Origin of the sequence: Rothia sp. (in: high G+C Gram-positive bacteria) (assembly GCF_015265375.1) — a bacterium.
Classification (GTDB): Bacteria; Actinomycetota; Actinomycetes; order Actinomycetales; family Micrococcaceae; genus Rothia.
The window spans coordinates 1-16420 of the sequence record NZ_JABZXW010000051.1; the positions used below are offsets into that span (position 1 = coordinate 1).

Here is a 16420-nt window from a genome sequence, read left to right on the forward strand (position 1 = left end):
AGCTTCAAGCTTTCCCGCCGCTTTTCTGTATCTACTTCTATGCCCGCGTATTTTCCGCTGTCCCCGTAACCCACCGGAAGCAAACACCCCGCAGACACACAAAACCGCCGCCCGGCCGTGAGAGTTCACGACCGGGCGGCGGTTTCTATATACCTAGCGTGCAGGCTGAGGATTACCCTCAGCTACGCATCGAAAAAGATTGGTGAGCGGCTTAGCGCTTGACCTCGTCCTCCTCGTAAGGACGCAGAGCCTCGCGCTCGCCCTCAGCACCGTGGACGCGGTGTACCTGAACCATGTTGGTGGTACCTGCGCGACCTGCGGGAGCACCGGCAGCAACGACGACCAGGTCGCCAGCTTCTGCCAGACCGTTCTTCAGCAGGTACTCGTCCACGAACTGGAACAGACCTTCCTGATCGGTGATCATCTCAACCTGCTCAGCGTCAACGCCCCACAGCATGGACAGGAAGGAGCGAACCTTCGAGCTGGTGGTGAACGCGACAATCGGGGTCTCGGGACGCAGACGTGCCAGACGACGTGCGGAGTCACCGGACTGGGTGAAAGTAACGATGAGCTTTGCGTCCAGCTGGTCAGCGATGTTCACTGCTGCGCGGGTGATTGCGCCACCGCGGGTGCGGGGCTTGCGATCCAGCTCGGGCACGCGGTACAGGCCGCCCTTTTCGGTATCCTGAACGATTGCAGCCATAGCCTGCAGGGTCAGGATCGGGTACTTACCGACCGAGGTCTCACCGGAGAGCATTACTGCATCTGCGCCGTCGAGGATTGCGTTAGCGCAGTCAGAAACCTCTGCACGGGTGGGGACGGGGTTGTCGGTCATGGACTCGAGCACCTGGGTTGCCACGATGACGGGCTTTGCCCAGCGGCGTGCCATGTCGATTGCCTTCTTCTGGACGAGGGGAACCTCGGAGAAGGGCAGCTCAACACCGAGGTCACCACGAGCGACCATGATGCCGTCGAACTTGTCGATGATGTCCTGCAGGTTCTCAACTGCCTGGGGCTTCTCGATCTTGGCGATGACGGGTACGCGGATACCCTCTTCTTCCATGATCTTGTGGACGGGGTCAACGTCTGCACCGGTACGGACGAAGGAGAGTGCAATGATGTCTGCACCCATCTTCAGTGCGAAGCGCAGGTCGTTCGCGTCCTTCTCGGTCAGCGCGGGCAGGGAGACTGCTGCGCCGGGCAGGTTGATGCCCTTGTTGTTGGAGATGGGGCCACCGACGACCACGCGGGTGCGAACACGGGTGGGGGTTACCTCAATAGCTTCGAGGCGGATCTTACCGTCGTCGAGCAGGAGCTTGTCGCCGAGCTTTACGTCGCCGGGCAGACCCTTGTAGGTGGTGCCACAGATTTCTGCGGTACCTTCAACGTCTTCGGAAGTGATGGTGAAGTCTGCGCCGGGCTCAAGGTATTCCTTGCCGTTTGCGAAACGCTCGAGGCGAATCTTGGGGCCCTGCAGGTCGGCGAGGATAGCAACGTCCTTACCGAGCTTTGCAGACTGTTCACGGATGGTGTCATAGCGTGCCTGGTGCTCGGCGTGGTCACCGTGGCTCATGTTCAGACGGGCGACGTTCAGGCCAGCCTTGATTGCCTCGGAGATCTTCTCGGGGGACTCGATTGCCGGACCGATGGTTGCAACGATTTTTGCGCGCCTCATGTACCTAACCTTTGTGTGTTGTTTTGTGTGACCCCTCAGGGGTCACACTGATTTTCCGGGGAAGACTAACGTCAAATTCCCAATTATTCCCACGTGTTCTAACAAGTAACCACATGCCGGATGCGTGGGACTCTTTCTCAATTATAGGGGTTTTGCACCCTCTTGGGTATGTTTCTCCCAACTCTTTCCACCGAAGAACTTGTGTTTCACGTCGCATTTTATGCACCCCTTCCCCACCTACTGTTTACCTCACCCAAACCCACTTCACAGTCCCCGCGCCTCCATGTCGCCCAGAAAGTAAATTAGGGTGCTTTTTACCTATAGAAAATGGGCACTACGCAATATTTAGTCACACTCGAGAACCTTCGGGCGTGTTTCAAAAACATAGAGACACTCAGAGTGGGCTATGAGAAGATAGATAGGGCATCCAAGGGCTGGGCGATTTCACATTTTCGCGCGCCTAGCCTATATTGGAACCCATAATTAGTATTTGAAATGCGAAATATATCTGGAAGGTTCACAGATGACTACTCGCGTGCTGATTATCTTCGGCTCCACCTACGGCTACACCGAACAGTACGCCACCTGGCTGGCAGAAGATCTGCGTGCACTCCCGCAGGCTCCCGAAGTTGAGACTGTCCCCGCCTCCAAGGTCACCCCCGAGCAGGCAGAGGCATTCGATGCTTTCGTCATTGCCGGCAGTGACTACGGTGGATTCCTCAACGGCGCACCGGCACTTCGCAAGAAGATCCTGCCGATCATTGCGCCCAAGAAGAACCGCACCGCGTTCTTCACCGTCTCCTTCACCGGTGAGTACTCGAAGAAGCTGCTGGACAAGGCCGTCGCCAAGAGCTACACCCCCGAACTGACCGAAGGTCGCCCCGTCTACCACCTGCGTGGCGGTATCGACTTTGACAAGATTTCGCTGGCTCACAAGACTGCTCTGAAGGGCCCGGTCCGCGCATGGCTCATGGCCAACCCGAACCCCAACGAGGGCATCAAGCAGATGCTCGAATGCTACAAGACCGGCAAGGCTGAGTACATCGACCGCGAGACCCTCAAGCCGCTGGTCGAGGACATCGCCAAGTTCCTCTAAGCCCTCGAAATTTTAAAAAATTCGAGGAAAAATAAACTTTCGCCTCTTCCCTCCCGATCTTTCAGCCGGACACCAGAACCTGAAAGAGCGGGCGGGAAGAGCCGAGAAAAACGTGCCAACAGGCACCATATACGTGGTCGATGACTCTTCATCTCTCCTGCATCGACCATGAAACTCCGGGTACCGGTGCGAGGCCGCGCCAAATACAGTACCCGGAACATGAGGGGTGGGTCTTTGTGTGTGCGGCCCACCCCTTTCCTTATGCCCAAAAGCCGACTCAAAAGTCGCAAGAGGCACCGCCCGGCGCATCAGCACCCGACTGCATCCCGGCAACGTAGCTCTAGATGCTGCGGCCCACCCTGAACAACGAACCGACACAGCAACACCCCAATACAGCAGTCCACAGAGTGAAATTCGCAACGCCCCGGCGTGTCGCGTGCCTAAAATTTTGTCCCAAAAACTTGAGCCAATAAATGCACCAACAAGCCACAAAGTAAAACAGGCACCCCAAAGATTCTAGGTTACTGTGCACTCTGCGAAAGATATGCCGCCAGAATGACACCCCAAATCATTGCGCACATCGGTGCAGGTACCGTACGCTGTTAGCTGTGTCAGCCGCTTGACATACCCGGCAGCCGACACACACATCACTTCAACTACCCCACATATTCACTCGTGTCAGAAGCCCCCACACAGGGCCACATCGACACATCCACCTCTCAAACACAGGCAAAATCTATGAAGAAACTCCAGACTGCCGCACGCTCCGCGGCAGCCCGCTCCATCATGGCGTCCGCAGGTGCACTCTCCCTCGTCGCCGCATCCCTCACCTCCGTTCCCGCAGCCTTCGCCGCCCCCAGCGCGAGCGCAGCCACAGAGGTCAACCCCAACGCATCCTACGAGGAGCTCACCTACGCCCCCGCCCCGGATGCATCCCTGGTCGAACGCTCCAACCCCGCCATGGGTGCGGGCGAGCGCGAACGCCTGGGCACCGCCAACGCGCGAACCGGCGCCACCTCCCCCGCTTCCACCGCGACCCTGAGCGGTATTTCCGCGACCCAGAGCTCCGCGCAGGGTCTGGGAGCTGGTCGAGCTCCGGCAGCCGGTCAGGCACTGGCACAGGGCCGCTCCGCATGGACCCCCTCCGGCGGTACCCTCGGCATGGATGTCTCTTCGCACCAGCAGAACGTGGACTGGGCGAGCGCCTACGCCGCAGGTTCCCGCTTCGCCTACGTGAAGGCAACCGAGGGCGGCTACTACGCCAACCCCTACTTCGGTCAGCAGTACAACGGTTCGGCACAGGTCGGCATGGTGCGCGGCGCCTACCACTTCGCAAACCCCCGCACCTCCTCGGGTGCCGATCAGGCACGCTACTTCGTGCAGAATGGTGGCGCGTGGACTGCCGACGGCAAGACCCTGCCCGGCCTGCTGGACATCGAGTTCAACCCCTACCCCGCCTACGGCAACACCTGCTACAACATGACCCCGGCGCAGCTGACCGCCTGGACCCGCGACTTCGTGGACACCTACCGTTCACTGACCGGTCGCGCCCCGATGGTGTACACCGCAACCTCCTGGTGGTCGCACTGCGTGGGTTCGCCGCAGTTCGGCGCTCTGCCGCTACACCTGGCAAGCTACTCGACCGTGGTCGGTGCGATTCCGGCGGGTTGGAGCGGCTACGACATTTGGCAGTTCACTGACTCGGGCCCGTTCGTGGGTGACTCGAACTTCTTCCCCGGCACCGTGAACGATCTGAAGGTTCTGGCAAAGAACCCCAACGCGGTGCACCGCAACTGGTCGAACGGCCAGGATCGCGCAGCGGAAGACCGTTCGGCAGAAGACCGCGCGGTACAGGATTCGAACGTGGTGACCACCGCGACCGGTTCCATTGATATTCGCACCGGCATCGGTAACTTCTGGAATAAGAATCGTTCCTTCTACGGCAACCCGATTGGCACCGAGTACTCTCTGGGTCACGGCGTGTATGCGCAGAAGTTCACCAACGGCAAGACCATCTACTGGACGAACTCTCACGGTTCGCACTGGCTGGTCACCAACGGCGGCCTGGATTATAAGTTCCGCTCGGACGTGGCACGATTCCGCGGCCTGACCACCGACGAGGAAACCCGCTCCGACACCATCGCAGTCTCCTTCGCTAACGGTGAAGGCGCCTACTGGTCCAACGCGTACGGCACCCACATCATCAATGAGCGCGGCTCCATCTACGCGACCTGGCGTGCAGCTGGCATGAGGGGCGTGCCTACCACTGACGAGCAGAATCTGGGCAACGGCATCATCAAGCAGGAATTCACCGGCAGCACCACCTACGTGTGGTCCGCACAGACCGGCACCCACCGCCTGCACACCGGCGGCGCGTTCTACCACCGTTTCCTGCAGCACCGCGGCACCTGGGGTGCACCGGTGACCGATGAAACCGCCACCTCCACGGGTGCTCAGGTGCGATTCGCCTCCGGCAAGGTACTGCTCTGGTCGGATGCGTACGGTGCGTACGAAACCAACGGTAACGGCGCGATTTTCAAGCATTGGGAGAAGAATACCGCTCGCTACGGTGCGGCACGCGGCGACGAGTCCTACGCGAACGGCGTGTACTACATGGACTTTGAGCGTGGCACGATCCGCTGGACCGCGCGGCGCGGTATCTACTAAGAGCGTGGCATTTACTCAACGGCGCGGCAGCTAATAAACACTGCAACGCGCATATAAAAACGAGGGGCACCTGGCAGAGGTGCCCCTCGTTCTTTTGCTACAGGAAGCATCTTCTGAACAACACAAAAATCAAGATGCGTTCTGCAGCGGGTGGGTTACCGAGTGAGTAGAGAACCCGGCTATGTTACCCGTGCCGGCAGGTAAATTTATAGCGTGGCGGGCGAACCACCACGAAGTCATGCAGTGTCCTAAAAGCCCCGGATTAGTGTGGCGGACATAGTCCCCATTGACTATGTCCGTGGGGCCCACACTAATCGTTGGTGAGACCTCAATCCGAAGGTGTCTAGAGGGGCGCCTGGCCGGAATTAAGGACTCAACGGTGAATAACGGCACGGTACGAAGATGCTGAAATTCACCCGGGTATGGCGTTCTGGGAGAAGGAATCGATATCTAGGAGGGCCGAAACCTTCACACGTCATATCCCGTTACATCTAGGGTAGGTGCAGGGGCGTTCGAAACCTATCTCTTCGGCAAATATTACGCTTCAACCAGTGGTTGAATGTTTACAATACAAGTATGCATTTTGAGGCCTATAGATGTCAAACAAAATGCTATATTGAACTAATTTTGTGAAAATTTTGAGATATTCCCCGATATTTTCAAAAATAAATTCCCGCGTATATTACGTTTAGGTGCCTAGTACTCACAGAGGTTTTCAGCTCCTCACGATAACGGCTCTCAAAACTCGGAACCCTAAAACGCCGCGTTAAAAACACTAAGGCGCACCCCGCGTCGTATGCACAGCAGAAAGAGTACCCCTACTCCCCCGCCACACGGGATGCGCCCTAGGCGCTATAACCATCGAAACTACCGGCAAGACCCCAGCCGAGTGAGACCTTGAAGCCCTACCGGGCGCCTCGACCCATCCGCTAGCTTAGAGGCTAGCGAAGTCCAGAACCATACGGCCGGTAATCTTACCCGCCGCCATTTCCTCGAAGACAGCCGGTGCCTCGTCAACCTCACGCAGCTGAACCACCGGAACCACGATGCCGTCAGCACCGAACTGGAATGCCTCCGCCAAATCCTGACGGGTACCCACCAGGGAGCCCACCACGCGGATGCCGTCCAGAATAATCTTCACAATGGACAGCTCCATCATCTCCGAGGGCAGACCAACAGCCACCACGGAACCGCCCGCACGAACCGACTCGACAGCCTGGTTGAACGCAACCTTCGATACCGCGGTCACCACAGCAGCGTGAGCGCCACCGCCGGTCAGCTCGCGAATACGAGCCGGAACATCCTCAACCTCACGGCCGTTGATGACGTGATCAGCACCGGTCTCACGAGCCAGAGCCAGCTTGTCGTCATTGATATCAACAGCGATAACCTTGGCGCCGAAAACCTTCTTAGCGTACTGAACAGCCAGGTTGCCCAGACCGCCAGCGCCGTAAGCAACCAGCCACTCACCGGGGCGAACCAGCGACTCCTTAATTGCCTTGTAGGTGGTCACACCAGCGCAGGTAATGGAGCTTGCCTGTGCCGGGTCAAGGCCCTCGGGAACCTTCACAGCGTAATCAGCGGTCACCAAGGTGTACTCACTCATGCCGCCATCAACCGAGTAGCCTGCGTTCTTCACCGAACGGCACAGGGTCTCACGGCCCGAGGTGCAGTACTCACAGTGGCCGCAGCCCTCGAAGAACCAAGCCACCGACACGCGGTCCCCTTCCTTCAGGGACTCAACGCCCTCACCGACCTTGACGACACGGCCGATGCCCTCGTGGCCCAGAATACGACCCGGAACCTCACCGAAATCACCGGAAGCCACGTGCAGGTCAGTGTGGCACACGCCCGAGTACTCAATCTTCACGAGCGCCTGGCCGTAACCGACAGCCGGAACGGGAACCTCACGGACAACAACCGAACCGTCAACCTTCTCAGGGACAACAACAGCCTTCATGGTTTCCTTGCACATGACCTAAACTCCTTAGTCATCGGTGGCCGCGCTCAAGCCGCAATCTGCAATCTGCGCTGTGCAACCTAGCGGGGTGAGCGCGCGTATTCTTTACATTTCCACCGTAAAATGATGAGCCGCCAATCTAAAGGACCTTCCCCGAATATGACAGAGGGGTTAGATAGAGGCGTTCTCACGAGCAAGGATGAGCTTTCGATAAGGTCCATTCCGACCAATGCGCTAAACCGCCAAAGGTTGATATGACGCTATGACGAAACAACACAGAAGATGAGAATGCCTCCCAAACAAGCGGCTTGGGAGGCACTCAGAAAAAATTTAAATATTAAGTTTGAGGCGCATACCACCCTAAAGAAAGGGTTCAATCTGCACCTATACGATTCCTACAGGCTCACAGGAACTCTTAGCCGATGAGACTTAGCTGCCTAGAAGCAGAAAGCAACCTCAATATAGCCGGCGCCGCGCTCACCCGGACCATTCGGAGCATTCAACGCCCAACCCAGATCCATGATGCGCACCGTAGAATCCATGAACGTACCGCCGCCAGCGCCACCGCCAGCCAGCTGCACCGAACCCACCGCATAGCGGGCACGAGCCGAATCGTTATTCCACTTCTGCGACACCACACGAGCCGAAACGCTCAACGCAGCGCCGGAACCGCCGCCGCCATAACCGGCGCCACCGCCTCCAGAAACCACAGACTGGTAGCCGTTAAACAGCTCGCCAGCGTTCGACGGGCGGTTATCGGTACCCTCCGGAGTCTGATCCCACTGGTACGAATAGCTCGCCACACCATCGGCGCCCTTCGCACGGAAACCGCTCGCACCCGCCGCACCGGCAGTCGCAGTGCTCACCAGCTTCTGGGTGGAGGTGCTCGAAAAACCAATCACCGAACCATCAACAGCCGGCGGGTTCAGCTTCTCACCGCCAGCACCGCCCACACCACCGGCTGCACCCGAACCCGGGTTCACCGTCAGAATCGGCTCAGACTGCACCTCGTACGAAGTGAAACCAACAAAACCGGGCGAACCGTCACCGTCGCCCGAACCAGCACCGCCACCGGTGCTGAACTGGTGCTCACCACCGGAGCTATCCAGCGAATAGTGCGCGGTCGGACGCACAGCACCCGCATTCGCGGGGTTCGGCAGCACCGTCGCATACGACGCCAACACACCCGCACCGCCGCCGCCACCGGCAACAATCATCGGCACGCCGTCCACCTCAATAGCGGACGAGCCACCGCCGGACGCCGAATACAGCACAGCGCTCATGCCGCCGCGACCGGTCACACCGCCAGAAATGCGGGTCAGGTTATTGATTGCAGAAACCACGTTCGCGGGAACCGGCGAAGAAGCCTTCGACGAGCCGCCCACGCCGTAGCCATCGCCGCCCTCAGCGGGCTTCAGCTCACCATTACCGATACCGCCCGAACCGGCAGTCAGAGTAATAGTCTGGCCGCCGCGCACAGCCATAGAGCCCTCAACCATGGCGCCGGAACCGGCATCAGCCACAGTGTAGTTCGTGCCGCCAGCGCCGCCCACAGCCACAAAACGCATACGCTTAGCACCCGCAGGAACCGTCAGCACGGCAACCTTCTTCACACCGTCACCGGCAGTAATCGTCGTCGAATCCTCGAAGGGACCGGTGCACTCGCCCTCCTCATCAGACGCCGCATAAGCGGGAATCACCGAAGAAGCCACAACAACCGGGGCAGCCCACGCCGCACCAGCCACCAGACGGCGACGCGATAGGCCAGGACGGGACAGACCCGGGCTAGAAGAAGAAATGGGGCGCGAAGAATCGCCAGAAGAAGAGCTCACGATAAAAATCCTGTAGTTGAGTGGGTGTTTCTAAACGCAGACGCGGCAGGCGCCATCGCTCGAAGAGCCTCACACTCCGCAGAGCCTCATACTCCAGAGTGGGCACCCGCCACACGCAGTATCTCTATTATGCCTTCTCAGCGACCCAAATCCGTACACGGCACACGCCACCATGAGAACATCCACCGGCAAGAAGCAGACAGCAGGCACAAATAGCGGGCACAAAAAACCGCCGGACGGGGGCGCTCCCCCATCCGGCGGTTTTTCTATGAAATTTAGATAGAGCTAGAAGATGAAAGCTAGGAGCCCTTCGTCGAAGACTCAGAAGAGTCAAATCCTTCCGCGGGCTCTGCCTTCTCGGCTGCCTTCTCCTCAGCGCCCTCTGCAGGCTCATCTGCGGCAGGCTTCGGAGCAATCTCTGCAGGAGCCGGCTCAATACCCGCAGCAGCCTTCGCCGCCGCACGACGACCAGCCACCACAAAACCAGCAGCACCCAGCAGAACCAGCAACAGAGCAGTCCACACGTGAATACGAACGCCCCAGAGCATCTCCGAGGTATCAATACGCAAGAACATCTCAATGAAGAGGCGGCCCACACCGTAGTAGAACACGTACAGCCACAGGGTCTGACCCAGCTTCAGCACGCCCTTACGACCCAGCCACAGCAGCAACGCCACACCCAGCAGGTTCCACAGCGACTCGTACAGGAACGTCGGATGGAACAGCGTACCCGCCGGATATTGGGTCGGGAAATTACCGCTCGACGCGCTAATCTCCAAGCCCCACGGCAGAGTCGTCGGCTTACCGAACAGCTCCTGGTTGAACCAGTTACCCCAGCGGCCAAACGCCTGAGCCAGCAGAATACCCGGCGCTACCGCATCCGCAAAAGCCGGGAAATTCATGCCGTAGCGGCGGCAACCATACCAGGCACCCAACGCACCGACCGACACGGCACCCATAATGCCAATGCCACCCTCCCAAATCTTCAGGAAAGCCCACGGATCAGCAACATTCGGACCGAAATAGCTACCCGGGTCAGTAATCAGCACGTGGTAGGCGCGGGCACCAATAATGCCCGCCGGAATAGCCCACATCGCCACGTCAAAAACGCGCTCAGGGGTACCGCCCGCCGCCTTCCAACGGCGAGAACCCAGCCACAAGCACACCGCCATACCCGCAAGAATACACAGGGCATAGAAATGCACACGGAACGGGCCCAGCTGCAGGTACGAAACGCTCGGCGAAGGAATCGAACCCAGCGGAATCGAAGCCAGCACGTTAGCTACCGGCACGCTCGCCAGCGACAGCACATCAGACATTAGCCTTCACGCCCCGCCAGCTCACGGGTCAGCTTAGCCACCGCCTCAACACCGCCAGAAGCCAAAGCCTTCACCAGCGCGGTACCGACAATCACGCCGTCCGCATACTCGCCGATCTCCTCGACGTGGGCACGAGTCGAAACACCCAGACCCACGCACGCACGAGACGCACCGGCAGCCTTAATGTCCGCAACCAGGGTGCGAGCCGCCTCCGACACGGAGGTGCGGGCACCGGTCACGCCCATCACCGACACGGCGTACACGAAGCCGCTCGACGCCTTCGCAATAGTCGCCAGACGCTCCGGCGAAGAAGACAGAGCAGCCAAGAAAATACGATCCAGACCGTACTCGTCCGAAGCCTCAAACCACGCCGACGCCTCATCAGGTACCAGGTCCGGGGTGATCATGCCCGCGCCACCGGCAGCCGCCAAATCACGCGCAAAATTCTTCACACCGTACGCCAGAACCGGGTTCCAGTACGTCATCACGACAACCACCGCGTCGGTCGCCTCGGTAATGCGGCGGACCGCCTCAAACAGCTGAGGAAGCTTGAAACCGTTCTCCAGCGCAACGCCGGTAGCCTTCTGAATCACCGGGCCATCCATGACCGGATCAGAATAAGGCACGCCCAGCTCAATAATGTCCGCGCCGTTATTGCCCAGAGCAATCGCCGCGTCAATCGACTCGTCCAGGGTCGGGAAGCCCACCGGCAGGTAGCCAATCAGCGCCGCACGGCCCTGCTTCTCGCACTCAGCCAGACGAGCCGCCAGAGGCGAATCGGGGTTAGCAGCCGGGAAAGTGCCATCCAGCACCTCAAACGGTGCCGCCTGAGAAATAGCGTCCTGGTAGCTCATTACTTAGCCTCACTTTCAGCCTGTGCGTTCTCTGCAGCAGCGGATGCGGCAGCTTCCTTATTACCGGTCATCAGGGTCGAAGACGGAATCGCCTTACCCAGGCCGAACCACTTCAGCGCGGTCTCCATGTCCTTATCGCCGCGGCCCGACAGGCACACAATCATGGTCTTCTCGCGTGCCGCCTCCGGGTCCTCAGCAGCCCAACGCTGGCACACGCGCAGCGCACCCGCCAGAGCGTGCGAGGACTCAATCGCCGGGATAATGCCCTCGGTGCGGCACAGCAGGCTCAGCGCATCCATCGCCTCGGTATCGGTCACCGGCTCGTAGGTCACGCGACCAATATCGGACAGGTAGGAGTGCTCCGGACCCACGCCGGGGTAATCCAGACCAGCCGAAATCGAGTGGGACTCAATGGTCTGGCCGTCCTCATCCTGCATCAGGTAGGTCATCGCACCGTGCAGCATGCCCGGGCGGCCCAGAGTAATGGTTGCCGCGTGACGGCCGGTCTCCACGCCGTCGCCGCCAGCCTCAAAACCGTAAATCTCAACCGAAGAATCGTCCAAGAACGCGTGGAACAGACCAATCGCGTTCGAACCGCCACCCACGCAGGCAGCAATACCATCGGGCAGGCGGCCGGTCTCAGCCAGAATCTGCTCGCGCGCCTCCGAACCGATAGCGTCGTGGAAGAAACGCACCATCGCCGGGAACGGGTGCGCACCCGCCGCAGTACCCAGCAGGTAGTGGGTGTTCTCAACGTTCGCAACCCAGTCACGCAGAGCCTCGTTAATGGCGTCCTTCAGGGTGCGGGAACCGTTCTGAACCGCAATCACCTTCGCGCCCAGCAGCTGCATACGAGCCACGTTCAGCGACTGACGCTCAGTGTCTTCCTCACCCATGTAGACCACGCACTCCATGCCGAACAGGGCTGCAGCAGTCGCAGTCGCAACGCCGTGCTGACCCGCACCGGTCTCAGCAATCAGACGGGTCTTACCCATGCGCTTAGCCAGCAGAGCCTGACCCAGCACGTTATTAATCTTGTGGCTACCGGTGTGGTTCAAATCCTCACGCTTGAGGAACACACGCGCACCGGCATGCTCAGAGAACTTCGGAACCTCAGTCAACAGCGACGGACGGTTCGAATACTCAGCAGAAAGACGCTGGAACTCGGCAATGAACTCGGGGTCGTTCTTCGCCTCGTTGAAGGTCGCCTCCAGCTCATCCATGGCGGCAATCAGCGACTCGGGCATCCACCGCCCGCCGTACTCACCAAAATAGGGGCCGGGGGCATTCTTCAACGACTCACCGTTGAGGAAAGCTTCTGCCAGGTTCTCGCTCATCACTATTCCTTCCCTGGATGGTTGCCGCCGGACGCGCGCCGCGGGTAGGGCGGGGCATCAGGCCTGATCACAACGAAACACCACGCCAACCGCGGATAGGGCGGGCGGTGTTCACGCATATCCCCCTATAGTACCCGGGCGCGGGCAGTGAACAATACCTTGAGGTGCGCATGACCATTCCTAGGACATGTGACGTTCGCCAGGATGCGGGCGCTCGCGGGGAAGATACACCGAGGCTGGGTCAGCTGGGCGAGGTAGTGCCAGGCAAGCGCGGCGGGCTACAGCAGCTCGCGTAGCTCCTCCATCTGCTGAGAAAGCACCGTCGACACGCCACCGCGCATCGACACCCCGTACAGGGTCTCCGCAATCTGCATCGTGCGCTTCTGATGCGTCACCACAATCAGCTGCGAACGCTCCCCCAGCTCACCAATCACCTGCAGCAGGCGCGAGAGGTTGCGGTCATCCAGCGCCGCCTCAACCTCATCCAGGGCGTAGAACGGCGACGGACGAGACATATAAATCGCAATCAGTAGCGCCAACGACGCGAGCGAACGCTCACCGCCGGACAGCAACGACAGGCGCTTGACCTTCTTACCCGCCGGGCGCGCGTGAATCTCCACACCCGAGTTCAACGGATCGGACGGGTCATCCAGCTCCAGGTGGCCCTCGCCTCCCGGGAAGAGGGTCTCAAAGATACGGCGGTAGTGGGTGTTGATGTCCTCCATCGCGGCGGTGAACACCTCCGCAATGTGGCTACTGACCTCGTCCATGACCGTGTTCAGGTCGCGGCGGGTCGCCTTCAAATCCTCAATCTGCTGGTTCAGGTAGGCGTGGCGTTCCGAAAGCGCCTCGTACTCCTCCAGCGCCAGCGGGTTAATGGCGCCCAGCGCGTCCAGTTCGGCGCGGGTCGCCTTGAGGCGAGCGCGGACGCTCTCGGTGGAGGCTTCGGTAGCAGCATTTTCGGAGGCTGCGTTTTCGGAAGCCTCATCTGCGGGCACGTCAACCGGCAGCTGCTCGGAGTACTCCTCCTCCAGCTGCTCCAGGGTCAGACCGGTCACCAGGCGGGCGCGCTCAGCCAGCGCCTGCACACGCTCCTGCACGCGCGCCGCCTCCGTCTGGGTACGCGCCAGCAGGGTCAGCGCCGCCGCGTGCGCCGCCTGCAAATCCTGTACCTCATCGTTCGTGCTGGTCAGGCCCTCCTGGGCGTTCTTCAAGGCGGTGTTCAGCTCGTGTAGCTGCTGCTCACGCTCGCTCACCTGCTCGGCAAGTACCTCACCCAGACGCAGGGCACGGCGCTCAATTGTCGCCGCGGGAGCCTGCTCCCCCGTGCCCGCCAGGTAGGAATCCTCGCGGGTGCGCGCCGAGTCGTAGGCGGTGCGCGCTTCGGCTACGGATTCCTCCGCGGCGGTGAGGCGCTCGTTCAGGCGGGCGCGCTCATTCTGAATGTTCTGCGCGGAGGCTTCCAGGGACTCCGCCTGGGCGCGGGCGCGGGCATGCTCGGCGCTCGCCACGCCCGTTGCTTTCGCTGCCTCGCGTTCGGCCTCGACCGTCGCCTCTGCCGCGGTCTGCGCCTGCTGAACGGCGTGTTCGGCTTCGTCCAGTTCGGCGCGGGTGCGGGTCACGACCTGGGATGCGGCGCGGTAGGCTGCGGCAAGTTCCAGGGGGCTGGCGCCCTCAGCCGGGTAGAGCAGGCTGTAGCGGGTGTGTTCGGTGCCCGCGGGGTCAAAAATACGCCATATAGTGTGCTGACCTGCGGTGTTGTGGTCGGTGAGCAGGCGCAGGGCTGCCTCTGCGGAGGCGGCATCCGGCGCGAACAGCACGCCCGCCAGCCGCTCACCCAGCGCCGCGGTGACGCGCGCCAGGGCGTGTTCGTCAATACCGGCGAGCGCGGCGGCGTCCTCGCTGAGCGGTTCAATGATTTCGGTTGCGGGGCGGATACCCAAATCGCGCAGTTCGGTGGCGCAGGATTCGGGCAGTTCTGTTGAAAATTCCTTCGCGGCAGATTCGCCGCTTTCATCACCCTTACCACCGCGCAGCTGCGACACCTCGGCGCCCTCAACCGGCACACTCAACGCAGCGGTCGCCAGCGAGGTCAGCGCCGCAGACGCTGCGCGGGCATACTCGGGGTCAATCTGCACGGCATCCAGCACGCGCAACAGGCTCGTGCCCTCAGCTTCGGTGGGAGCCTCCACGAGCTCGCCGGTTTCGGGGTCGAAAACCGCCTCGGCAGATTCAGCACCGGGCTCGGCGGGTGCCTCACCCAGGCTCTGGCCCAGCGCCTCACGCAGGGTTGCGGCACGCTCAGCCGCCGCCGCGTAGGCGCGGGTCGCCTCCACCGCAGCGGCGCGGGCGGCATCCAGCCGAGCCTGCGCGCGGGCACGAGACTGCGCCACCTCACCCGAGGCACGCTCAGTCTGCGCCACCTCGGACGCCGCCTTCTCAACGTTCTTCAGCGCCGCATCGTAGCGCTCCTCAAAGCTGGCGTAGCTTTCCACCGCGCGCTCTGCCTCTTCGCGGCGTTCCTCCAGCAGTTCCAGGGCGCGTTCGTATCCGGCGCGGGCGGCGGCGGTCGCCTCGGTCAGCTCCACGCGGTAGGTGCGCACGCGCTCGGCGGCGATGGACTGCACGGTGCGCACGCGCGCGGCGGACTCGCGCAGGGTCGACACTGCCTTCTGGCAGGCGGTGACCTCGGCGTTCAGGCGGTTCTGCTCCTGCTGATGCTTCGTGGACGCTGCACGCGCCGCCTCCAGCTGTTCTTTCAGGGTTTCGGCGCGGCGGGTACCTTCCGCCTCGGAGGCGAGAGCCTGCGCCTGCTCAGCCTGCAGAACACCCAGCTGACGAGCCAAAAGTACCGCCTCCAGCTGGCGGATGCGCGCCTGCAGCTGACGCGCGGTCGCGGCGGATTCTGCCTGCTCGCTCAGCGGCTGCAGCTGCGAATCCAGCTCGGCAACCAGGTCGCTCAGGCGGGTAACGTTCGATGCCACAGACTCCAGCTTGCGGCTGGTCTTCTCCTGGCGGCGGCGGTACTTGACCACGCCCGCCGCCTGCTCGATCATGTCGCGGCGTTGCTGCGCGGTGGCGTGCAGGACCGCATCCAGCTGACCCTGGCCGACGAGCACGTGCATCTGCTGGCCCAGACCCGCCTCCGAGAGCAGGTCCTGAATGTCGGCAAGGCGCGCCGGGGAGCCGTTAATCTCGTACTCGCTGCCACCAGAGCGGAACATGGTGCGCGAAATCTGCACCCGCTCAGCGGGAATGCTGAGGGTGCCGTCAGAATTATCGAAAGTCAGGGTGACTTTGGCGCGGCCCAGGGGCGCACGCTGGGCTCCGTCGCCCGAACCAGCCTCGCCGGAGCCCGCGAAGATAACGTCCTTCATGCTGCCGCCGCGCAGGCTCTTAGCGCCCTGCTCGCCCATAACCCAGGCGAGCGCATCCAGCACATTGGACTTACCGGAGCCGTTGGGGCCGACCACCGCATTAATGCCGGGGGTGAACTCAAAAGTGGTTGCGGAGGCGAAAGACTTGAACCCGCGCAGGGTCAGCGACATCAGGTGCACAATGGGCCTTTCTGCAGAAGAACTGGTGTGTGCCGGGCACGGTTTGGGGTGCGTGGCGGCATCCCTCTAGTGTACGCGGTGCGGCGGGCGGGCGGCGGGAAGAGTTGCCGGAAAGGGCGGGCG

The 16420-nt window shown here is 61.1% G+C and carries 9 protein-coding genes; 2 read left to right on the top strand and 7 right to left on the bottom strand.

Annotation, left to right across the window (positions count from 1 at the left end; translation table 11 throughout):
- Window positions 1-211: 211 nt before the first annotated feature.
- Window positions 212-1675: a pyruvate kinase gene (pyk, locus tag HXO69_RS07030; protein WP_296546162.1), complete on the bottom strand. Its 1464-nt coding sequence runs from the start codon at window positions 1673-1675 to the stop codon at window positions 212-214.
- Window positions 1676-2198: 523 nt separating this feature from the next.
- Between pyk and HXO69_RS07035 the strand changes: the two genes are divergently transcribed.
- Together HXO69_RS07035 and HXO69_RS07040 are read left to right on the top strand one after the other, a co-directional pair.
- A complete protein-coding gene (locus HXO69_RS07035; RefSeq protein ID WP_044150346.1) occupies window positions 2199-2771 on the top strand; it encodes a flavodoxin domain-containing protein in 573 nt (190 codons plus the stop codon).
- A gap of 738 nt (window positions 2772-3509) precedes the next feature.
- Window positions 3510-5438 carry a GH25 family lysozyme gene (locus tag HXO69_RS07040; RefSeq protein WP_296546163.1) on the top strand — a complete coding sequence of 643 codons (1929 nt, stop codon included), beginning with the start codon at window positions 3510-3512 and terminating at the stop codon, window positions 5436-5438.
- 934 nt (window positions 5439-6372) lie between these two features.
- On the opposite strand, the gene adhP is transcribed toward HXO69_RS07040, so the two are convergent.
- The 6 genes from adhP to HXO69_RS07070 form a co-directional block, all read right to left on the bottom strand.
- Window positions 6373-7413, bottom strand: coding sequence for an alcohol dehydrogenase AdhP (gene adhP, locus HXO69_RS07045; RefSeq protein WP_005505671.1), 1041 nt, complete (start codon window positions 7411-7413; stop codon window positions 6373-6375).
- 422 nt (window positions 7414-7835) lie between these two features.
- Window positions 7836-9230 carry a phosphoenolpyruvate synthase gene (locus tag HXO69_RS07050; protein ID WP_296546165.1) on the bottom strand — a complete coding sequence of 465 codons (1395 nt, stop codon included), beginning with the start codon at window positions 9228-9230 and terminating at the stop codon, window positions 7836-7838.
- 299 nt (window positions 9231-9529) lie between these two features.
- Window positions 9530-10549, bottom strand: a complete 1020-nt coding sequence (gene lgt / locus HXO69_RS07055; protein ID WP_005508115.1) for a prolipoprotein diacylglyceryl transferase — start codon at window positions 10547-10549, stop codon at window positions 9530-9532.
- The gene (gene trpA / locus HXO69_RS07060) at window positions 10549-11403 is read right to left on the bottom strand and encodes a tryptophan synthase subunit alpha (RefSeq protein WP_296546167.1); all 855 of its coding nucleotides are present in this window, start codon (window positions 11401-11403) and stop codon (window positions 10549-10551) included. The genes lgt and trpA overlap by 1 nt, the downstream gene beginning before the upstream one ends.
- Entirely contained in the window at window positions 11403-12740 is a 1338-nt protein-coding gene (trpB, locus tag HXO69_RS07065) for a tryptophan synthase subunit beta (protein WP_296546169.1), read from the bottom strand. Before trpB ends, trpA begins: the two co-directional genes overlap by 1 nt.
- Window positions 12741-13018: 278 nt before the next feature.
- The gene (locus tag HXO69_RS07070; protein WP_296546170.1) at window positions 13019-16288 is read right to left on the bottom strand and encodes a chromosome segregation SMC family protein; all 3270 of its coding nucleotides are present in this window, start codon (window positions 16286-16288) and stop codon (window positions 13019-13021) included.
- Window positions 16289-16420: the final 132 nt, after the last annotated feature.